Origin of the sequence: Nonomuraea basaltis (assembly GCF_005893125.1) — a bacterium.
Classification (GTDB): Bacteria; Actinomycetota; Actinomycetes; order Streptosporangiales; family Streptosporangiaceae; genus Nonomuraea; species Nonomuraea basaltis.
The window spans coordinates 1-20,618 of record NZ_VCJS01000224.1; the positions used below are offsets into that span (position 1 = coordinate 1).

Annotated in this window: 14 protein-coding genes; 2 read left to right on the top strand and 12 right to left on the bottom strand. The window is 71.7% G+C overall.

All coding sequences use genetic code 11. From position 1 onward, the window contains the following. Positions 1-97 precede the first annotated feature (97 nt). A complete protein-coding gene (locus tag EJK15_RS55580; protein WP_276615545.1) occupies positions 98-445 on the top strand; it encodes an urease accessory protein UreH domain-containing protein in 348 nt (115 codons plus the stop codon). Between the two features lie 328 nt (positions 446-773). Here EJK15_RS55580 and EJK15_RS55585 read toward each other — a convergent pair whose 3' ends face one another. After that, complete coding sequence (locus EJK15_RS55585; RefSeq protein WP_138718537.1) at positions 774-2,180, bottom strand: alpha/beta hydrolase domain-containing protein; 1,407 nt, start codon at positions 2,178-2,180, stop codon at positions 774-776. 409 nt (positions 2,181-2,589) lie between these two features. Here EJK15_RS55585 and EJK15_RS55590 point away from each other — a divergent pair, with 409 nt between their 5' ends. Next, the gene (locus EJK15_RS55590) at positions 2,590-3,378 is read left to right on the top strand and encodes an SDR family oxidoreductase (protein WP_138718538.1); all 789 of its coding nucleotides are present in this window, start codon (positions 2,590-2,592) and stop codon (positions 3,376-3,378) included. Between the two features lie 60 nt (positions 3,379-3,438). On the opposite strand, the gene EJK15_RS55595 is transcribed toward EJK15_RS55590, so the two are convergent. The 11 genes from EJK15_RS55595 to EJK15_RS71780 form a co-directional block, all read right to left on the bottom strand. After that, positions 3,439-4,428 carry an oxidoreductase gene (locus EJK15_RS55595; protein WP_138718539.1) on the bottom strand — a complete coding sequence of 330 codons (990 nt, stop codon included), beginning with the start codon at positions 4,426-4,428 and terminating at the stop codon, positions 3,439-3,441. Beyond that, entirely contained in the window at positions 4,425-5,873 is a 1,449-nt protein-coding gene (locus EJK15_RS55600) for an MFS transporter (protein ID WP_171075112.1), read from the bottom strand. Before EJK15_RS55600 ends, EJK15_RS55595 begins: the two co-directional genes overlap by 4 nt. A gap of 13 nt (positions 5,874-5,886) precedes the next feature. Then, positions 5,887-6,750 carry a class I SAM-dependent methyltransferase gene (locus EJK15_RS55605; protein WP_171075113.1) on the bottom strand — a complete coding sequence of 288 codons (864 nt, stop codon included), beginning with the start codon at positions 6,748-6,750 and terminating at the stop codon, positions 5,887-5,889. Next, positions 6,747-7,391: an O-methyltransferase gene (locus EJK15_RS55610; protein ID WP_138718542.1), complete on the bottom strand. Its 645-nt coding sequence runs from the start codon at positions 7,389-7,391 to the stop codon at positions 6,747-6,749. Before EJK15_RS55610 ends, EJK15_RS55605 begins: the two co-directional genes overlap by 4 nt. Continuing rightward, the gene (locus EJK15_RS55615) at positions 7,360-12,837 is read right to left on the bottom strand and encodes a type I polyketide synthase (RefSeq protein WP_138718543.1); all 5,478 of its coding nucleotides are present in this window, start codon (positions 12,835-12,837) and stop codon (positions 7,360-7,362) included. The genes EJK15_RS55610 and EJK15_RS55615 overlap by 32 nt, the downstream gene beginning before the upstream one ends. Next, a complete protein-coding gene (locus EJK15_RS55620; RefSeq protein ID WP_171075114.1) occupies positions 12,828-14,549 on the bottom strand; it encodes a fatty acyl-AMP ligase in 1,722 nt (573 codons plus the stop codon). The genes EJK15_RS55615 and EJK15_RS55620 overlap by 10 nt, the downstream gene beginning before the upstream one ends. Beyond that, positions 14,542-15,816, bottom strand: a complete 1,275-nt coding sequence (locus EJK15_RS55625; protein WP_138718545.1) for an LLM class flavin-dependent oxidoreductase — start codon at positions 15,814-15,816, stop codon at positions 14,542-14,544. The genes EJK15_RS55620 and EJK15_RS55625 overlap by 8 nt, the downstream gene beginning before the upstream one ends. Position 15,817: 1 nt before the next feature. Beyond that, a complete protein-coding gene (locus EJK15_RS55630; RefSeq protein WP_171075115.1) occupies positions 15,818-19,141 on the bottom strand; it encodes a non-ribosomal peptide synthetase in 3,324 nt (1,107 codons plus the stop codon). Next, positions 19,138-20,208: a guanitoxin biosynthesis L-enduracididine beta-hydroxylase GntD gene (gene gntD, locus EJK15_RS55635; RefSeq protein WP_138718547.1), complete on the bottom strand. Its 1,071-nt coding sequence runs from the start codon at positions 20,206-20,208 to the stop codon at positions 19,138-19,140. The genes EJK15_RS55630 and gntD overlap by 4 nt, the downstream gene beginning before the upstream one ends. A gap of 1 nt (position 20,209) precedes the next feature. After that, on the bottom strand, positions 20,210-20,404 hold the full coding sequence (locus tag EJK15_RS55640) for an MbtH family protein (RefSeq protein WP_138718548.1): 195 nt from the start codon (positions 20,402-20,404) through the stop codon (positions 20,210-20,212). Then, a partial coding sequence (locus EJK15_RS71780; RefSeq protein ID WP_171075116.1) for a hypothetical protein occupies positions 20,401-20,618 on the bottom strand: 218 nt, incomplete at its 5' end. The genes EJK15_RS55640 and EJK15_RS71780, both read right to left, overlap by 4 nt.

Sequence of the window (20,618 nt, forward strand, 5' to 3'; positions counted from 1 at the left end):
AGATGTGGATAAGAGACAGGACCACGACCATGCAGGCGCCCAGCCCAACGACCACGCGGACGCCGAAGCCCAAGCCCACGGCCACGGCCACGGCCACGTGGACGGCCGATCCCACGGGCATGGGCACGGGAGTTGGGGGCGGCGTGGGGGTGTGGTGGCGCTGGGCGTTGCGGGTGGGCTGGTGCCGAGTCCGTCGGCGCTGGTGGTGCTCCTGGGGGCGATGGCGCTGGGACGCACCGCGTTCGGCGTCCTGATCGTCCTGTGCTACGGCATCGGCATGGCGCTGACCCTGCTGGCCGCGGCGCTCGCACTACGCAGCCTGCGCGACCTCACCCTGACCGGCCGTCTCCACCGCCTGCGCCCCTACACCGCCACCATGACCGCCGCACTAGTCCTGCTCGTCGGCACGGGCGTCACCGTACGCGCCGTCGCCGCCCTGGTCTGACCGGCCAACCCCGGCCCGCTCAACCGCAGTTCTTGTCCACCGTGGCGCTGGTCCTCAGTGAAGTGCGGCGGCCACGTGAGTTCGATGACGACCCCGCGGACTTCCTGCGCTTCCTGGAGGCCGGAGCCGAGCTCGGGGCCCGCCATGTCATCACCCAACTCCCGGACCCCGATTTCGCTCGCAAAGCCGACCGGTTTGCGCAGCTCTGCGAGCTGGCCAGGCCGCTCGGCGGTCGCGGCGCGGGCCGCCCTGACCTCCATGGGCTGAGGTCACCGCCTGAGAGATGGCAGTGGGCCCGGCCGCTGCCTGCCGGCACAGTGACACCTTCTTACCTGCCTGCTTCAGAGCGTTCGGCGTCGCGGATGGTTCTGTCGGCGTCCCGCCGGGTGATGAAGCCGTCTCGCAGGTTCCGTTCGGTGGCCTGGCGCACTTTGGTCACGTAGTCGCGGTGCTTGGGATACAGCTGGTTCAGGGTGGTTTCGTCGAAGGGGATCCAGGTGCCGCCCTGACGGCAGGCGCTATTGGTGGCGTCGGTCAGGCCGATGTTCCAGCCGGTGTTGCGCTCCGTCGGGGCGTCCACCGCCGCGAGCCGGATGCCGCCGCGGGCGATCTGGTAGGCGTCCCTGGCGAGCGCGGCGGGGCTGGTGGTGGTGTCGATGATCTCCAGCTTGGGGGCGGCGGGCGGCCGCCGGTTCTCCCGTGCCCAGCGCACGGCGTGGTCGAACATCGCGTTCAGCACGTACTCGTAGGGGACGTTGCTGCGTGCCGGGGACACGCAAGGCGCGGTGGGCCCGGCGAGCAGGCCCGACACGCCGGCGTCGCGCAGGCGGATCGGATTGTTGACGAGGTAGGCGTGCCGGTCGGAGTGCGAGGCTCCGGCGATCTCCCAGTAGGCGTAGCGATCGCTGTCGGGCTGGCGGCGGGCGGCCTGGTTGGCGAGCACGTCATACTCGCTGGCGGTCTTGAAGACCTTCGTGGTCAGGTCGGCGCGGATCTGCACGCCGCCGTCCACGACAGTGATCAAGTCGTAGACCGGCGCGAGGGGATGCACCGAGTTGGCGTAGACGGCCAGCCGGGAGGCCGACTGAGACTGACCCGTCGCGATCAGCGTCCTGACCTCGAGATTGCCGAGGGGGTGTGCGCCCCGCGGGTCGGTCAGCGCCTTGGCAGCCTGGGTGAAGACGTCGTAGGCGAGGCCGTCGTCGGTGACGGTGCCGCCCGCAGTCAGATCGAGGCTGCCGTACCGGGCCGGGTTCCACGCCTTGAGGCCGGTCGGGGTGTGCACACCGTTGCGCTGGGCGCTGACACCCACCCACGCGTACCCCTCGTCGAGCAGGTGGCGGAACGAGCGGGACCACATGACCTCGTAGTCGAAGTTGTTGGTCACGTTGTACCACTCGACGATCGCGGTGCCGTTGAACTTCTTCGGCGAGATCGGCCGGCGGACGACGATGCGCGTCCTGTAGGCGTGACCGCTGTCGATCACGGTGCCGGTGGCCTGGTCAGGAGTGGTGTAGCGATTGGCGGCGCCCTCGATGAAGTACTCCTCCTCGACGTAGCCGGCCTTGCCGAGGTTCTGGTCCGTGGCGAAGAACGGGTGGTCGCGAGGCTCGTCGCTTCCGGTGATGGGGCCGATCACCGTCGGAGCGACGGGTTCGTCGAATGAGGCGATCGCTGGGAGGGGCTGTGGGGTCATCATCACCAGTGATAACAGGCAGTCCAGAAGAGGGCGCATGTGGACTCCGTTCCGAGAGTACGGACTAGATAGTTCACAAAACTCTGCCAGTGACCCTGTGAAGTCAAGGGGAGCGATCACTTCGCGAGAGCCGCAAGGGTTGGTTGCCAGCGCTCACTAGCACGTCGCCCTGGTGGGGGAGAGTGCCGCTTACCGCTCGAACCTGCAGATGCAGGCGGTCGGCATGCTGCGCACCGATCCTGTCTCGCCCCGATAGGCACTTGACGGCCGCACGGCCTCAGACTCCATCAGGAGACGTCAAGGTCGTGTTCAGCACGAGCGAGTCCCAGGCGAATGTGCACGAGCGCTACGTTGACGTCTCAGGTGGCGCCTTGTAAGGGTGGGGGAAAAGGATGGCTCCTCCGCAGGCAGCCGGCCGTACTCGTTCCCCATTCGACAGGGAGTCCCGATGGAAGGCACCGTCGCCGTCGTGACCGGAGCAGCGCGAGGTGTCGGCCGCGGCATCGCCCTCGTACTCGGCGAATCCGGGGCGACCGTCTACGTCACCGACCGCGAAAGCCGCGACCACCACCACTCCGATCTCCCGGGCACGATCGAGGACACCGCCGAGCAGGTGGACGAGCGTGGCGGTCACGGCGTTCCCGTCCATGTCGATCACACCGATGACCGCGCCGTCGAGGCGCTCTTCCAGCGGGTGCATGACGAGTACGGAGGTCTCGATCTCCTCGTCGCGAACGCCTGCAACGGCAACGCCCTGCCCTTCCAAGGCGGCCCGTTCTGGACTCTCCCGCTCGACCACTGGCACAACATGATCGACGTCGGGGTCCGCAGCCATCTCGTCTCGGCCTGGTACGCCGCCCCGCTGCTGATCGAGCGGCGCGGTCTGGTCGTACTCACCGGGTTCACCGACCCGGACGCCGAGGTGATCGCAGGGCACGTCTTCTACGACCTCGCCATGACCAGCGTCAGCCGCCTCGCCCATACCCTCGCCCACGACCTGCGCCCGCATGGGGTGACCGCACTCGCTCTCTCGCCCGGATTCACCCGGACGGAGGCGATCATAGCGGCGGTCGGCGAGGACGTGCCGGGCGGCGACTCCGTAGAGTTCCCGGGCCGGGCCGTGCGCGCCCTGCTCGAGGATCCGGAAGTGGCACGGCACGCCGGACGCACGCTTCCCGTCACGGACCTGGCCGAGGAGTACGGGTTCTCGGACGTACCGGCCGGCCGCCATAGGTAGCGGCCGACATCCCGGGCCGGCCGGGAGGGCCGCATCGGCTGATCGCCGGGACAGGAGTTGTTAGGACGGGGCGGGGATGACGCCTGTCAGGCGGGCGGTCTCCTTCCACAGACGGGCGGCCAGGTGCTCGTCCCTGGCCGCGGGCGCGCATTCGGCGCGGACCGGCCGGCCGCGCATCTCTGCGAACCCGCCGGGACCGAAGTAATCACCACCCTGGACGCCCGGCATCGTCGCGGCGTGCACCTGCGGGAGGGCTCCCTTCGCGGCCGGCTGGCACGCGACCCGGGTGATGATCGCCGAGAGGGCCACGAGCGCCGGGCCGCCCTGCGCTCTGGCGGAGCTGGTGAACAGGCCGGTACGGGCCATGCCCGGGTGTGCGGCGGCGCTGATGAGGTCGAGCCGGGCTGCTCGCGCCCGCCGGTCCAGCTCGAACGCGAACAGCAGGTTGGCCAGTTTGGACTGGTTGTAGGCGGCCCATTTGTCATAGGGACGGCGCTCGAAGTCGAGGTCCTCCACGTCCAGCCCGGCTCCGCGGTGCGCTCCGGAGGAGACGGTGACGACTCGCGCCCCCGGGCACGCCTGCAGCGCCGGCATGAGCAGCCAGGTGAGCGCGGCGTGGCCGAGGTGGTTGGTGGCCAGTTGGAGTTCGTGGCCGTCCGCGCTCAAGCGTTTCGGGTTCGCCATGATGCCGGCGTTGTTGACCAGGAGGTGGAGCACGCCGTCGCTGCGGTCCATGGCCTCCGCCGCTGCGGCCCGCACCGATCCGAGGTCCGCCAGGTCCAGCCGCACGGGCTCCGCGGTGCCGGCGGTGAGGTTCGCGATCTCCTGTGCCGCCGCCTCGGCCTTGCCGGGGTTGCGGCAGGCCAGCAGCACCCTCGCTCCCTTGGCCGCCAGTGCCATGGCGGTGTGGCGGCCAAGGCCGCTGTTGGCGCCGGTCACCAGCGCGACACGGCCCTCCTGGGAGGGGACGCCGTCCAGTGCCCGCTTCTCCGCGAAGGGCCGGCCTTGCCCGGGGGCTCGGTCGCCGTTCGGGGATGAGATGTCCGTCATGGGGTGGGCTCCTGGTAGGCGGGCCTTCGGGGGAGGAGCATGACGAGGGCCGCGACGACCAGGAAGATCGCCGCCTGGATGGCGAGCGTCCACTGGATCGCGTCCGTGAACGACTCCGCCGTCGCCCGCGGCCCGACCAGACTGAAGAACACGACCCCGATCACCGCCACGCCCGTGGCGGCGCCGATCTGCTGGAACGCGTTCAGCACGCCCGACGCCGAGCCCGCGTGCTCGCCCGGCACCTCCGAAAGGACGAAGTCGAACAGCGGCGTCACCACCATCCCCATGCCGATGCCGCCCAGGAGCAGCGCGGGCGCCAGGTGCCAGAAGCCGACCTCCGTCCCGGCCGTCCTCACCGCCAGGATCACCCCGCCCATGGCCAGCGCCAGCAGGATCGCGCCGGTCAGGATCGCGTTCCGGCCGATCTTGGCGATGAGGCCGGGCGCTATCCCGGCGCCCACGGGCGTGCCCACGGCGAACGGCAGGATCGTCAGGCCCGCGGCCAGCACCGTGAAGCCCAGGCCGACCTGCAGGTACACCATGAGGACGAAGTAATAGGCGATGATCCCCGCCATGAAGATGAGGTAGATCAGAGTGCCGCCGACGAATGACCGGACTCGAAAGAGGCTCATCTCCACCAGAGGGGAGCCGGTCCTGCGCCGCTCGTACAAGACGAAGCCGATCAGCGTCGGCACGGCGGCGGCGAGCGCCACGAACGTCCAGACGGGCCAGCCCAGCTCCCGTCCCTGCACCAGTGGGAAGATCAGCAGGAATACCGCGGCCGTGGCGATGATCATGCCGATCCAGTCCAGGCCGAGGCGCTGGGACGACCTGGACTCGCGCACGCAGGTGACCGCGCCGGCGATCGCCATGATGCCCAGCGGCAGGTTGACGAGGAAGATGGCCCGCCAGCCGAGGCCCAGCACGTCCGCCTCGGTGAGGAAGGCGCCGAGCGGTGGCCCGCCGACCGTGGCCACCGTCGCCATCCCGGCGAAGAGCGCGAACGCCTTGCCACGCTCCTCGGGCCCGAACGTCACCGTCATGATGGCCAGGATCTGGGGCACCATGGCCCCGGCCATGATGCCTTGCAGCAGGCGGGCGGCGATGAGCGTCTCCGGGTCCGGGGCCAGGCCGCACAGCAGCGAGGCCACGACGAACCCGGCCGCCCCGATGAGGAACAGGCGCCGTCGGCCGGCGATGTCGCCCAGCCGGCCCCCGGTCACGAGCGTGAGCGCGAACGCCAGCGCGTAGCCGGAGGAGATCCACTGCATGTCGGCGTACGACGCGCTCAGGTCCTCGCGGATCGCGGGCAGCGCGATGTTGACGACGGTGGCGTCGACCAGGTCCATCACGCCGGCCAGCAGCAAGAAGAACAGGCCCAGCCAGCGGCGGTCCCGAGGCTGGGGTCCCTGCTCCGTGCGGTCCTTCGTGCTCTGCCGTGCCATGATCATCACTTCCTCACGCGGTTGCGACGAGATACCGGAAGACATTGCGCAGGCGGTAGCCGCCGTCCTCTGTCCGGAACGCTGCGATCGCGGCCGCTACGACCGCCGCGGCCCGTTCCCAGCCGTTCTCCTGCAGGGCCCGGGTCGAGGAAGGGCCCCCGGCCAGCAGGCCGCGTTGTGCCTGGGCCAGGTCGGCGTACCGCCAGACGCAGGTGACGTCGCGGACCTCTTCCGGCGTCCAGCCCGCCGTCTCGGCCAGGGCGGCGAGCTTGCCGTCGGCGGACAACTCGAACGGGCCCCCGCCGCCGCGGTCGGGGAGCGGCGGGAGGAGGCGGGCCAGGGCGGCCAGGTACGCGGACGCCTCGCAGGTCTCGGGCGGGCCCCAGGTCGCCGCGACGAGCCGCCCGCCCGGGGCTGTCACGCGGCGGGCCTCACGCAGCGCCTGCCGGTGATCGTCGGCGTAGTGAACGGAATTCATGCCGGTCACCAGGTCGAACGAGGCGTCGGGGTACGGCAGGCGTTCCATGTCGCCGAGCGTGAACGACGCTTCGGGGACGCGTTCGCGGGCCAGGTCGAGGAGGGGCTCGGCCGCGTCCAGCCCTGAGACCTCGGCTCCCCGGTCGGCGGCCAGCCGGCAGAACATCCCCGAGCCGCAGCCGACGTCGAGCACCCGTATCCCGGCCAGATCGAATGACCGCCTCGCCGCCGGCGGTTCTGGGTCGTCGTCGAGGTGTCGCGGAGTGGTCACGGACGCGCCGATCCGGACCAGGACGTCGTCGTACAGCTCCCGTACCTGACACTCCTGGATGGCCGCCCAGTCGTGGACGCCTACGCCCCACCAGGCGCCCTGCGCGGTGGCGCTGCCCCTGGGGCTCACCGGGCGGCCCTCCTGATCAGCGTGACGCCGTCGCGCAGCGTGACGAGCACGCATTCGAGCCGGGGATCCGCCACCACAGCGTCGTTGAAGGCCCGCAGGGCCACCACGTCGGCGTCGCCGTCGTCGTACAGGACCTCGCCGTTCCACAGGGTGTTGTCCGCGGCGATCATGGCGTGGTCCGACAGCTTCGGCAGGACGGCTTCGAGGCAGGCGAGGTACTCCTGTTTCGCGGCGTCCATGAACACGAAGTCGAACGGACCGGGCAGCCGGTCGAGAGTCTCCAGCGCGGGGCCGACCTCGACGGTGATCCTTCCGGCGTACGGGCTCGACGCGATGTGGTCGCGGGCCATCGCGGCGTGCCGGCCATCGATCTCGCAGGTGAGTACGTGGCCGTCGGGAGGCAGGGCGGCGGCCATGGCGAGCGCCGAGTAGCCGCTGAACGTCCCGATCTCGAGGACCTGGCGGGGGCGCAGCGCGTACACGAGCATCTGCAGGAATCTGGCCTGCGGCGGGCCCGAGATCATCTGCGGGTCGCTCAGCGACTGCCACGTGTTCTCGCTGACCAGCCGCATGAAGGCGGGGTCGGGGGTGGTGTGGGCTTCGGCGTACTCATCGATGCCCGGTAGCGTGATCGGCTTCATCGAGTCCCTCCTTGGTCAGCAGCCGGGCCGCCTCCTCGTCCGTCATGCTCTCCAGCCGGTCGCGCATCGCCTGCGCGGCCAGCTCGGCGAGGTGGGCGACCGTGAAGTCGGTGAACGCGCTCGCCGGGTCGATACGGGTGTCGAGCGTGCGGTTGATCTCGCCCAGGATCCGGTGGCCGAAGACGGAGTCGCCGCCCAGCTCGAAGAAGCCGTCCTCCACGCCGATGGGGTCGATCGCCAGCGCCTTCTGCCAGATGGCCGCGATCCGCTGCTCAAGACCGTTGCGCGGAGCCACGTACGGCGCCCCCATGTCGGGGCGGGCCGAGTCCTGTCCACCGATGGACTTCAGCGAGCGGTCCTCGTTGGTGGCCACCTCGTCGAAAAGGGCCGCGCCCACCTGGGCGGGGTAGAACTGCAGCAGGTTACGCAGGTCGAACGGAAGCGCCAGAGTCTGTGCCCGTTCCTCGGATATCAGGTGTTCCAGGAGGTCCAGGGCGTCGCCGGGCTCGAAGGCGCTGCTGGCCGTGCGCAGCCGTACGGCGTCGGCGGCCATCCCGGCCTCTGCCCATGGGCCCCAGTCGATGGCGGTGGCGGGTAGCCCTCGCCCCCGGCGGTGGTGGGCGAGGGCGTCGAGGCAGGCGTTCGCGGCGGAGTAGTTCGCCTGGCCGGGGGAGCCCAGGACGCCGGCGGCGCTGGCGTACAGAACGAACCACTCCATCGGGTCGGAGAGGGTCAGCTCGTGCAGGTTCCACGCGCCGCGCAGCTTGGGCTCCAGGACCTCGCGCAGCGCCTCCTCCGGCATGTCCAGCAGGGCGCCGTCCCTGAGCACACCCGCTGCGTGCAGCACGCCCCGGACCGGCGGGCCGCTCGCACGCGCCATGGCCAGGGCCCGCGCGAGCGCGTCGCGGTCGGCGACGTCGGCGCGCAGTACCTGCGCCTCGACGCCCGTTGCGCGCAGCCGCGCCAGCGTGTCCTCGGCGTCCGGGGCCGGCGGTCGGCGGCTGAGCAGGGCGAGATGCCGGGCTCCCCGTTGCGCCAGCCTGCCGGCGGCCAGCAGGCCGAGGGTGCCGGTACCGCCCGTGATCACATAGGTGGCGTCGGGGCGTAGGGGGGTCAGTGTGCGGCGAGGTGTCATGCGCAGCTCGTTGAGCCGGGCCACCAGGCGTCGCCCGTCACGGTAAGCGACCTCGGTCTCGCCGGCGTCGTCGGCCAGCTCGTCGCACAGCGCGGACGCGGTCGAGCCGGTGGGGGCTTGGGGATCGAGGTCCACGCAGCGCGGGCGCAGGACGGGGTTCTCGATGGCCGCCGTCTTGAGCAGGCCCCAGGGGGCGGCGGCTCGCGGGTCCGTGACGTCGTCCGCCCGGGCACCACGCGTGACGACGATCAGCCTGCGGGCGGTCCCGGGTCCGGCGTACGACAGGGCGCGGACGAGCCGGGCAACGTCCACGACGGCGTCCTCGTACTCGGCGTCCAGGGAGGGCAGGTAGACGACCCCGGCGACGCCTTCGACGTGGCGGGGGTCCCCGTCGGGGCGGATGTCGGCGGCGGCGCCTCTTCGCGCCAGCTCGGCGGCCAGCGCCTCGGCCGTACCAGAACCCTCCAGGTCTGAGCGATCCGAGCGCGAACGTTCGGGCACCAGCAGCCACCGTCCCTCCGGTGCCGCGCCCTCGGCGGGGGATTCCCGCCAGACCGTCTCGTACAGGCGGAACTCCGCCCGCTCTCGGGACGCGCGCGCGTGCCGCATCCGCAGCCCGGCCAGCTCGACGCAGGGGCGGGACGAGGAGTCGTAGATCGTCACGTCTGCCCGGGTCTCTCCCTCGCCGCTCTCGGTCACGCGGGCGTGGCAGCGGGCTTCTCGGCCGGGATCGGCCCACCAGCGGACCGCGTCCACGCCGACGGGCACGGCCGCATCGCCCTCGCGAAGGTCGGCCGGGGCCGCCGCGAGCACAGGGTGCAGGGCCGCGTCCAGCAAGGGGACCGGAGCGCCGCCGACGTCCGCCACCGCCTCACCGTCGCCCCGCCACACCCGCCGCACACCCCGGAAGCGCGGACCGTACGCCAGGCCGGCGCCGTCGAGCAGGGAATACAGCAGCTCCACGGGGACCGGCTCGGCGCAGCGGCCTTCGGCGGCGGCCAGGCGCTCCGAGCCGGTGGGGTCTGCGGGGCCGGTCGAGAGGAGTCGGCCGGTGGCGTGGCGGACCTCGTCCCGGCCGGCTCCGGTCGTGATCGAGAATGCGAGGCCGCCGGCTTCGGGCGTCAGGGTGACGAGCGCGTGCGGACGGGCGTCACCCCGGGTGGGTGCGCCCCGGAGCTCCTGGCCGTCCGTCGCGCTGAGCGGAGTCAGCAGGTCGAGGTGTTCGAGCATGATCGGCTCGGCCAGGCCGTGCGCGCGGGCGGCCGACACGGCGAGCCGGACGTACCCGGCTGCCGGAAACACGGGCAGGCCGTTCACTCGATGCTCCGAAAGGTCCGCGGGGTCGAGTGCCACCTCGCGCTCGAACGCCCGTCGGGGCTCGGGCCGGTCCAGCCAGTACGTCCGATGTTCCCACGGGTAGCCGGGCGTGGACACGACCCGGCCGCCGCCGGGATGCAAGCGTGCCCAGCGTGGCGCGCAGCCGAGCGTGTAGAGGGAAGCGAGGGCTCCCAGGAGGCCGTCTCTTCCCAGCGTGGCGGTCGTCAGCACCCGGCGGTCGCCGGACGCCCTGCGGAGTGCTGCCTGCAGGAGTGGCCTGGCCCCGACCTCGACGAGCGCGTCGGACTCCGGCAGCAGGGCGGAGACGGCGCCCGCGAGATCGACGGGTTCGCGAACGTTGCGGGCCCAGTACGCCCCGTCCACCTCGCAGTCGTCCGCGCGCCTGCCCAAGGCGGAGGAGTAGAACGGGATGGTCGCCTTCCCCGGCTCGAGGTCCCGGTACAGCTCTGCCAGCGCGCGGGCCGCATAGTCCATGGCGGGGCCGTGGAAGGCGTACTCGACCGGCAGCCACTGCGCGAACGTCCCCTCGTCCGCCAGCTCCCGCCGCACCTCCTCCAGCGCGGCGCGCGCACCGGAAAGGACGGTCAGGCCGGGTGCGTTGATCGCCGCCAGGGCCGCGTCACTCCCCGCCCTGCGCTCGGCCGCCTCCCGGGGGAGACCGACGGCCAGCATGCGACCGCCCCTGGCCGGGCTCATCAGGCGTCCCCGGTCGGCGGCGAGCCGCAGTCCGGTACCGGCATCGAGCAGGCCCGCCGTCACGGCGGCGCTGATCTCGCCGACGCTGTGCCCGACGACGGCGGCGGGCTCGATGCCGAGCGAACGCCATACGCGGGACAGGGCCAGCTGCACGGCGACGATCAAGGGCTGGGCGATCGCGGTGTCCTGGAGGTCGGCTTCGGTCTCGCCGCTGAGAACATGTTCGACGGACCAGCCGAGGACGCCGTCGAGCCGCTCGTCGCATCGCCGGATCGACGATCGGAAAAGGGGGTCGGAGTCAAGGAGCTCACGCACCGCATCCAACGGGCCGGGCGATGCGTCGTGCCCCTCTTGCCGGTTCCGCACCACCGCTTCTGCCTGGTCGGCGAAGACGCCCTGTCCTGAGAACACGAAGGTCACTCGCGGGTCCCCGGCGGGCACCCGGGTGGACGTGGTGCGTACGGCGCGAAGGCGGGCGGCCAGCTCGGCCGCGTCGGCGCCGATGACGGCCGCGCGGTAGGGCCGGTGATGAGTACGGCGGGTGGCGGCAGTGAAGATCAGGTCCGCATCGATGCTCGTCGCAGGGGGCGCGTCCGATGCGGTGGCTCCCGCGGCGGCCAAGCCCGTGAGGTGGTCCGCCCAGGCGGCCGCGGCTCGGGCGAGGCCGCTCTCCGTCCGGGCGCTGATCGGCAGGAGCAGCGCGCGGGGCATGGCCGCGGGCTCTGCGGGTGGTGGAGGCGGGGACATGATGATGTGGGCGTTGGTGCCGCTGAAGCCGAAGCCGCTCACCCCCGCCACGCCGCCGGGCCAGGGCTCGGGGCGGGTCACTACGCGGAGCCCGAGGTCGGTGAAGGGGATGTGCGGGTTGGGGGTGGTGAAGTGGAGGCTGGGCGGGATCCGGCCGTGGTGGAGCGACAGGGCGACCTTGATGAGCCCGGCGATGCCCGCCGCCGCCTCCAGATGGCCGATGTTGGTCTTCACCGATCCGATCAGCAGCTCCCGGTCGCCTTTCAGGACCGCGCCCAGAGCGTGAGCCTCGACCGGGTCGCCCAAGGCGGTGCCGGTGCCGTGGCATTCGACGTACCGGACCGTCGCCGGGCTGGTCGCCGCGTCGCGCAGGGCCGCCTCCACCACCTCGCGCTGGGCGGCGGGGTTGGGGGCGGTCAGGCCGTTGGTGGCTCCGTCCTGGTTGGTCGCCGTACCGAGGATCACCGCGTAGACGCGGTCACCCTGAGCCAGCGCCTTGGAGAGTGGTTTGAGCACGGCCACACCGCAGCCCTCGCCCCGGACGTAGCCGTCGGCGCTCGCGTCGAACGCCTTGCACCGGCCTTCCGGCGACAGCATGCCCGCCAGTCCCAGGCCGGTCGAGGGTGCGGGGTCGAGGAGCAGGTTGACCCCGGCGACGACGGCCGCGTCGCACTCGTCAGAGCGGATCGCCCGGCAGGCGAGATGGACGGCGACCAGGGACGACGAGCACGCCGTGTCGACGGCGAGCGCGGGACCGCGCAGACCGAACACGTATGACAGACGCCCTGCCGCCACGGAGAGTGCGTTGCCGGAGGACGTGTAGCGGTCGATGGTGGCGGAGTCGAGCTGGCGGTAGGCGTAGTCGTTGGCGGAGATGCCGAGGTACACGCCCGTACGGGAGCCGCGGAGCCGCGCCGGCACCTCGCCGGCGTCCTCCAGGGCGTCCCATGTGGCTTCGAGGAGTATGCGCTGCTGGGGGTCCATGCGCAGCGCCTCGTCGCCGCTGATGCGGAAGAACGGCGCGTCGAAGCCGGAGACGTCGTCCAGGAGTCCGGCCCGGCCGCGGGAGGAACCCTCCCAGCGTTCGGCCGGGATGTCGCCGATCGCGTCCGTCCCTGATTCGAGCAGACGCCAGAAGGCGGCGGGGTCGCCGGCCCCCGGCATCCGGCAGGCCAGACCCGTCACCGCGATCGGTTCGTAGGGGATGGGCTCGTGGACGGTTGTCCTGGTTCCCGCAGGGATTCCGCGGTGGGCAGGGCGGCCGGGTGCCGCGGTGCGCTCGGGAGGCGGGGCCGCGTGGGACAGGCGTTCGGCGAGAGTGGACACCGTGGGGAACTCGAAGGCCAGGGTGGGACTCACCGGATGGCCGAGGAAGCGCTGCAGGTCTCCCGCCATCGCGGTGATCCGGGGTGAGTCGAGGCCGAAGGCGGCGAACGGCGCGTCGGCGTCGGCGTCGACGTCCGCCGGCGCCAGGCCGGCCTCCTCCGCGACCCGGCGGACGAGCCAGTCCCGGATCCTCTCTACGTCCATTGGCCCTCCCGGCTCTCGAAGCGCACGGGGACGGTCCCGGCGAGCACGGCGGCCCGGGCCGCGGCGCGGCGCACCTTGCCGCTCGACGTCTTGGGGACCGTCCCCTTGGGCACCAGATAGATGGCGTCGAGGCGGACGCCCAGGTCACGCAGGACGGTGCTGCGGATCTCGCCTGCCAGCGGGGCGAGGGCGGCGTCGTCCGCGGTCGTCTCCTGCACCAGCGCCACGCCCTCGTTCAGCGCGAACGCCACGCCCGCCCCGCGCCTGACGTGCCCGCCGGAGACGCAGGCGGCATCCTCCACGTCGTGCGGGTGGATGTTGCGGCCTCTGACGATCAGGAGGTCCTTGATACGGCCGGTCACATACAGGCTCTTCTTCCAGAGCAGCCCGAGGTCGCCCGTGCGGAGGTACGGGCCGTCGCCGCCGCCGGCCAGGTGCGCCTGGAAGGCATCGCCTGGCCGCTTCCAGTAGCCGGCCGCCACGCTGGGGCCACGCACCCAGATCTCGCCGACGTGGCCGTCCGGCCGCGGGGTAAGGGTCTCCGGGTCGACGATCAGCAGCTCATGTCCCGGTGCGACTCGACCCGACGGCACCAGCTCGGTCGTCTCCCGCCCACTTCGCGGGGCCGTGGAGGCTGTGCCGGCGAGGGATCGCTCGGCCGCCGGAACAGGGGCGGCGAGGTGGCCGTGTTCCAGGCTTGCCCGATCGGCGATCAATACCTCTCGGTCCTCCGGCCCGGCTCCCGTCACCAGCAGCGTGGCCTCCGCCAGGCCGTAGCAGCCGACGAGGGCGTCCGGGCGGAGCCCGCACGGCGCGAAGCGTCGTGTGAACCGCTGGACCGTGGACGCGCGGATCGGTTCCGCGCCGCTGAAGGCGACTCGCCAGGTGGTGAGGTCCAGCGACGCGAGCTCCTCGTCCGTGACGCGGCGGGCGCACAGGTCGTACGCGAAGTTGGGGCCGCCGCTGACCGAGACCCCGAAGTTCGAGATCAGCTCCAGCCATCGGGCCGGGCGCTGGAGGAAGTGCAACGGGGACATGAGGTAGCAGGGGGCGCCGCGGTAGAGCGGGTACATGATCGTGCCTATCAGGCCCATGTCGTGGTACATGGGCAGCCAGCTCGCCACCACCGCGTGCTCGGGCACGTGCAGGGCCCGGCCGATGGCCTGCTGGTTGGCGAGGAGGTTGGCGTGGGTGAGCACCACCCCTTTCGGGGCGGCGGTGGAGCCCGACGTGTACTGGACGAACGCGACGGTGTCGGGGTCCACTCCAGGGTCGCGCCAGGAGTCACCGCCGTTGGCCGGCACGTCCGTGACCATGATGGGCAGTGCGGGCAGTACCCCGGCGACCGTCTCCTGCAGGAGCCTGGTGGTCAGTACGGCCTCAGCGCCGCAGTCGGCGGCCACTCCAGCGACCCGGTCCCGGCCGGCGTGCTGGAGGGGCGGATAGGCGGGAACCGCGACTACGCCCGCGTACAGGCAGCCGAAGAAGGCGGTGACGAAGGCCAGGCCAGGTTCGTAGAGGAGGATGACACGTCCGCCTTCGGCCACGCGGTCGGCCAGGTCGCAGGCCACCTGGCGCGCCCTCGCGTCCAGCTCCGCTCGGGTGAGCACGCGCAGGTCCGCGTCCCCGTCCGCGAGGAAGCCGAACGCGAGCTCGCCAGGCGCCTCGGCGGCGCGGCGGCCGACGAGCTCGACGAGCGTTCGTTCAGCCACCGCCGTGCCCCCCGACGTGCATGCGCCACAGGGAGGTGGCGTCGAGGGCGCGGTGCGTTCCCACCTGGTCGTCCGTGACGCCGCCCCCTTGCCAGAGGCGCGGGTACGACTCGACGGCCTCCAGGGGCGGCTCGGCGATTTCCGGCACCTGTGCCATCGCCCGCTCCACATATGGCTCCAACTCGCGCGCCTTGCGCTTGGTCCGCTCCTCGTCCCGTTCCCCGAACTCGGGCAGCACCGTCTTGCCGAGCAGCTCCAGTGACTCGCACACATGCTCGTGCGGGTAGTCCCCGCCCTGCTGCAGCAGGATGAGCTGATCGACCCCGGCTCTCTCCAGCTCGCGGAAGTGGGCCGCTACCTGCTCAGGCGGCCCCACGCCGCCGAGCCCGGCCATCGGCTCCGGCTCCGCCCGCTGGAACTCCTCCCACAGGTTCGTCCGCCCCGGCACGTGCGAGCCGAACCGGTAATAGTGGGCCAGCGCCCATTTGAAGAACTGCTGCCCCCGCAGCCCCCGGGCAGCCGCCGTCGAGGCGTCGCGGTGGCAGAGCACGCCCGCCAGCATGGCCACGTTCGGATTCACGGCCTGGCCGAGGGGTCGGCACTCCTTGCGGAACGTCTCGTAGTACTCGTTGACCCAGAAGCGCGCCTCGTTCGCGTCCATGAAGGAGAACGTCAGCGCCCCTATGCCGAGCCGAGCGGCGAGCTTGAGCGTGTCGCGGTTCGTGCACGCCACCCAGAGAGGCGGATGCGGCTTCTGGACAGGCTTGGGGATCACGTTGCGGGACGGCATCGAGAAGTGGCGGCCCTCGTACCCCGGGTACGGCTCCGAGCACATCATCTTCGCGGCCTCGCGCACCGACTCCGCCCACATGGCCCGCTTATCGATGTAGTCGACCCCGAACGCCTCCAGCTCCAGCCGGGAGCTCGACTCGCCGGTGCCCCACTCCACCCGGCCGCCGCTCACCAGATCGAGCATGGAGATCCGCTCCGCGACCCGGGCGGGATGGTTGTACGGCGCGGGCATCAGCGTGATGCCGTGCCCCACCCGCATGCGCGAGGTCCTCTGGCTGACGGCCGCGAGGAAGACCTCGGGAGCCGTCGAGTGCGAGTACTCCTCCAGGAAGTGGTGCTCCTGAGCCCACCCGTAGCCGATGCCGATCCGGTCGCCGATCTCCGCCCACTCCAGGGCGTTGCCGATCAGCCGCCGCTCGTCGCCATCGGCCCAGGGGCGGGGCAGCTGGAGCTCGAAGAACATTCCGAACCGCATGTCAGCCTCCCTCGGCCAGCAACTGCGCCAGCAGGGCGTCCACGGTCTGGTCCGGCAGCTCGCCGACCCTGCGGCCCATCCGCGCGGTCGCGCTGTCGAGCTGGCGTTTGCGGCGTACCTGATCGTCGACGATGAGGGCGAGCTGCTCGACGTTCGGCTCCCGCGAGAACAGATCCTGCAGCAGCAGCTCGATCCCGTACCGCTGCCGCAGCCGGTCCACGAGCTGGGCCACGAGCAGCGAATGCCCGCCGAGGTCGAAGAAGTCGTCGTGGACGCCGAGCTCCGGCACCCCCAGCAGCTCGCACGCGACCTGCGCGATCTCCTCCTCCAGCGGCGTGCGCGGCTCGACCCGCGGTGCGGCGGGCAGCCGGGCCGAGTCGGGAGCGGGCAGCCGCCGCCGGTCCAACTTGCCGCTGGAGTTCACCGGGAAACGGTCGAGCACCACGTACGCGGTCGGCACCATGTACTCGGGCAGCCGCTCGCGCAGGTGCCGGACGAGCAGGGCGGGATCGCGTAGCTCGGCGGAGGTGGACAGCCCGGTACGGGTCAGGTACGCCACGAGGCGCGAACCCGCGTGGCCGCGCTCGTCCAGCACCACCACGGACTCCTCCACGGTCGGATGGGCACGCAGCGCCGCCTCTACCTCGCCGGGCTCGATGCGCTGGCCGCGCAGCTTGACCTGGTCGTCGGCGCGCCCGAGGTACTCCAGGGAGCCGTCGCGCCGGTACCTGGCCAGGTCGCCGGTCCGGTACAGCCGCGCGCCGGGCGCGTACGGGTCGGGGACGAAGCGCTCGGCGGTCAGCGTCGGGCGGCCGTGGTAGCCGCGTGCCAGTCCCGGTCCGCCGACGCAGATCTCGCCGGGCACGCCTACCGGCGTCTCCCGCAGGTCGGGGTCCAGCAGCCGGATCACGCTGTTGGCGACCGGCGACCCCAGGGACACGGGGCGTCCCGCGACCAGGGGATCGGCCGTGGTCCACACCGTCGTCTCGGTCGGGCCGTACAGGTTCCACGCCCGGTCATGGGTCGAGGCGAGCACGTCGGCCAGGTCGGCCGGCAGAGCTTCGGCGCCGGACAGCGCCTTGACCCTGGGTTGGCCGAGCCCGCCGGCGGCGATGATCGTCCGCCACATGGTGGGTGTCGCGAGCAGGGCGGACACCCGGTGAGTGAGGATCAGCCTGCGCAGGCGAGTGGCGTCCAGGATCTCCTCCATGGTGGCGATCACCACGGCTCCGCCGGCGGCCAGCACGGGGTAGATCTCGGCCACGGAGGCGTCGAAGGCCAGGCTCGACACCGTGGCCATGACGTCGTCGCGTCCGATGTCCTGCCCGTGCCGCACGTGGGCGATCAGGCTCGACAGCGCGAGGTGGCCGATGGCGACGCCCTTGGGAGTCCCTGTGGAGCCCGAGGTGTAGACGATGTACGCCAGGCCGTCGGCGGGCACGGCGACGCCGGGGTCCTCGCTTGACCGCCCCGCGATCGCGGCTCCGTCTCGATCGACGCATACCGTCTCGAACCCGCCGGACCGGGCGGCGAAGGCGAGAGCGAGGGACTCCTCGGTGACGACCAGGCCGGCTCCGGCGTCGGCGGCCAGGGCGGTGAGCCGCTCCGGGGGATGGCGCGGGTCCAGGGGGACGTATGCGGCGCCGGCCTTGAGGACGCCGAGCATCGCGACGATCATCTCCGGGGACCTGCTGAGGCAGATCGCGACCCGCGACTCGTGCCCGGCTCCGAGCTCGCGCAGGTGGCGGGCGAGTTGGGCGGCCCGCCCGTCGAGGGTCCGGTAGTCCAGCCGCTGCGACCCGCACACCACCGCGATGCGCTGCGGATCCCGCAGCGCCTGCCGGCGGATGAGTTCGTGGGCCGGCTCAGACGGGATAGCGATCGCCGGACCACGTCCCCATGCCCTGATCATGTCCTGCTCATCCGGGGAGAGTGGCGACAGATCCGACAGCCGCCGACCAGGGTCGCCCACGGCCTGTTCGAGGAGCGCGGCGAACCGCGCCGTGACGCGTTCCGCGGTCGCAGCGTCGAACAGGTCGGAGCTGAACGACACGTGCCCCTCCAGCGCCCGGCCGTCCCTCAGATGCAACTCCAGGTCTGCACGTGCGCTCCGCGCGATGACCGGGACGGCGTCGAAGGGGGCCCCGGCAAAGTCCGGCTGCCCGAGCGGCGGCTGCATGATGAACAGGCACCGCACGCTCGGCTGGACCTCCCGCACCATGCGCTCGAACGGCAGCGACTGGTGCGCGAACGCCCCGGCGCAGGTCGCCTTGACCCGATCCAGCGTCTCCCCGAACGTGGGATCGCCGTGCAGCTCGGTTCGCAGGGCCAGCATGTTGACGAAGTTGCCGATGAGCCCGTAGGTCTCGGGCCGCGCCCGGCCGGCGACGTTCGTCCCGACCGTGATGTCGCGCTGGCCGGTCAGCTTGGCGAGCAGCGCCTGCCAGGCGGCGAGCACGACCATGAACGGCGTGGCCCCCGCCCGGCGGGCGAGCACGCGTATGGACTCCGACAACTCCTCCGACAGGGACAGCTCACACCACCCACCGGCCGTGCTGACCAGCGGAGGGCGCGGCCGGTCCGCCGGGAGCTCCAGCGGGGGCGCGTCGGCCAGCCGGTCCCGCCAGTAGTCCAGGTCTCGCGTCCACTCTTTCTCCTCCGGCGCCCCGGCCTGCCACGCGGCGAAGTCGCCGTACTGGATGGGCAGCGGAGGCGGCTCGAACGGGACGCCGGACGCGCGCGCCGCGTAGGCCGCCGAGAGCTCGCGCATCGCCACACCGAGGGACCAGCCGTCGCCGAACAGGTGGTGGACGACGATGCCGAGCACGTCATGTCCGCGCACCCGGCAGAGCGTGATCCTCGCCACCGGCCCCTTCTCGAGGTCAAAGGGCTGATCCGCGGCCGTCTGCAAGCGTTCGACCGCCGCCGCGAACCCTTCGGACGGCGGCAGCGCGCGGAGGTCGATCACGTCGAGCACAGGTCGCGTGCCACCGTCCACGACGGCGTGGGCCGTTCCCGCGTCCTTCCGCACGACCGTCCGCAGCGTTTCGTGCCGGTCCACGAGCTCGTCCACGCAGGCGGCCAGCACCGAGGGCTCCAGGTCAGCGTCGACGCGGGCGCAGAAGGACAGGTTGTACGCGGTGCCGCCCGGCTGCAACTGCTCGATGAACCACAGCCGCTGCTGGGCCAGGGAGAGCGGCACGGGCCCGGCCGCCCGCTCGCGCCGCGGAATCGTCTCGGGGGGCCGTTCCGGGGATGTCTCTCCGCCCAGCCAGCGCTGCAGCAGCTCCGCCTTCGCGCCGGACAGCCTGGTCTCCTCGGTCACGGTCTCGCTCCCGTCATCTCCGCTTCGAGCTCCAGCTGGGACACCTCGGCAGGATGCAGCACCCGGCCGTCCACGCCTTCGCGGACGCGGCGCGACTTGCGCAGGTCCCTGGTGACGGTGACCTTCTTCAGCCAGCGATCCCTGCCGTCGTAGCGCGGCGGGAACGCCCGCCTCCCGTGGACCGCCCGGTAGTTGTCGACGAAGGCGAGGTCGCCGGGGGTGAGCACGAGGTTGCGCAGGCCCGCCTCGAGCTGGTCGGTCAGCGCCTTGAGGCTGCTGGCGGCCTTGTCGTTGCCGGGCAGCGCGGTCATGTAGTACGGGTCGATGCGCAGGTACGGCTGCCGGGGGTCGCCGAACAGCACCGCGCTCGGGGCCGCTTCGGACCACCGGTCGGGACCGGGCGGCGGCATGCGGGTGTAGCCGTTCTCTCGCGTCCGCTGCTGCAGATGTTCGTTGTCCGGATAGATCAGGAAGTACGGCTGGCGGAGGATCGCAGCCTGCTCCGGCGACAGCCGTACCTCGTCGACCGCGGACACGGTCGTCGGGACGAGCCCGTCATTGCGCATCGCCATGAGCCCGAGGTAGTCGCACCGGAACTGGTGGAACCCGTCCTCGGTGTGCCATGCCAGGTCGTCCAGACTGCCGTGACCGCTCTGCTCCCGCTCCTGGTCGCGGATGGGCAGCACGTTGTGCACCAGGTGGCCGTGCTGGAGCGTCGACCAGCCGAACACGTCGCCGATCAGGCAGCCGAGCAGGGCCAGGAACAGCTCCTCGCGCGCGGTGGTCGCCGGATCCGCCTGTCGGCCCCAGTGGGGCGGGGTGGGCCCGATGCTCTCGTCGTCCACCCCAAGCCCGCGCACCACGACCCAGGGAGAGCTCTCCTGGTGGTGGAAGGCCATCAAGAAGTCCAGGAGCCCCTGCGGAAGATGGCGGTAGGCCTCCCCTCTGGCCGCCCACAGGAAGCGGGGGTCCTCCGCCGTTCCGTAGGTGCGGCGGAGACGGTCGAGGAGCCCGTCGATGCGGTCCCTCTCCGCCGGGGTCAAGGTGTACGTCACGGTCGTGTGCATGTCAGCCGTCCATCTGCCGCCGGAGGCTCGCGGGCCGCATGTCGGTCCAGACCGAGGCGATGTGCGCGAGGCAGTCGTCCTTCGATCCCGCGAACCCGCCCAAGTGCCATCCCTCGGGAAGCGGCCGGCCCGGACGCCAGATCGAATACTGCTCCTCGTCATTGATCACGACGGTGTACTCGTCCTGCGTGTTCATTCCTGGGCTCCTCTCAGGAGGCTGTTCAGTAGGGCGTCCACTTCGTCGTCCCCCATGCCGGCGACGGCGCGGCCGGGACCGGTGGGCCGGTGTTCCCGCCTGGCCCGGCCGTTGTCCAGGACCGTGTCCGGTGCGGGGAGGGCTTGGCGGTCGACTTTGCCGTGGGGGGTGAGGGGGAGTTTGTCGAGGAAGACGTAGGTGGTGGGGAGCATGT

Coding starts and splice junctions, on each gene's coding strand:
- EJK15_RS55585 (WP_138718537.1), bottom strand. CDS start 2,180: ATGCGCCCTCTTCTGGACTGCCTGTTATCACTGGTGATGATGACCCCA.
- EJK15_RS55590 (WP_138718538.1), top strand. CDS start 2,590: ATGGAAGGCACCGTCGCCGTCGTGACCGGAGCAGCGCGAGGTGTCGGC.
- EJK15_RS55595 (WP_138718539.1), bottom strand. CDS start 4,428: ATGACGGACATCTCATCCCCGAACGGCGACCGAGCCCCCGGGCAAGGC.
- EJK15_RS55600 (WP_171075112.1), bottom strand. CDS start 5,873: ATGGCACGGCAGAGCACGAAGGACCGCACGGAGCAGGGACCCCAGCCT.
- EJK15_RS55610 (WP_138718542.1), bottom strand. CDS start 7,391: ATGAAGCCGATCACGCTACCGGGCATCGATGAGTACGCCGAAGCCCAC.
- EJK15_RS55615 (WP_138718543.1), bottom strand. CDS start 12,837: ATGGACGTAGAGAGGATCCGGGACTGGCTCGTCCGCCGGGTCGCGGAG.
- EJK15_RS55625 (WP_138718545.1), bottom strand. CDS start 15,816: ATGCGGTTCGGAATGTTCTTCGAGCTCCAGCTGCCCCGCCCCTGGGCC.
- gntD (WP_138718547.1), bottom strand. CDS start 20,208: ATGCACACGACCGTGACGTACACCTTGACCCCGGCGGAGAGGGACCGC.
- EJK15_RS55640 (WP_138718548.1), bottom strand. CDS start 20,404: ATGAACACGCAGGACGAGTACACCGTCGTGATCAATGACGAGGAGCAG.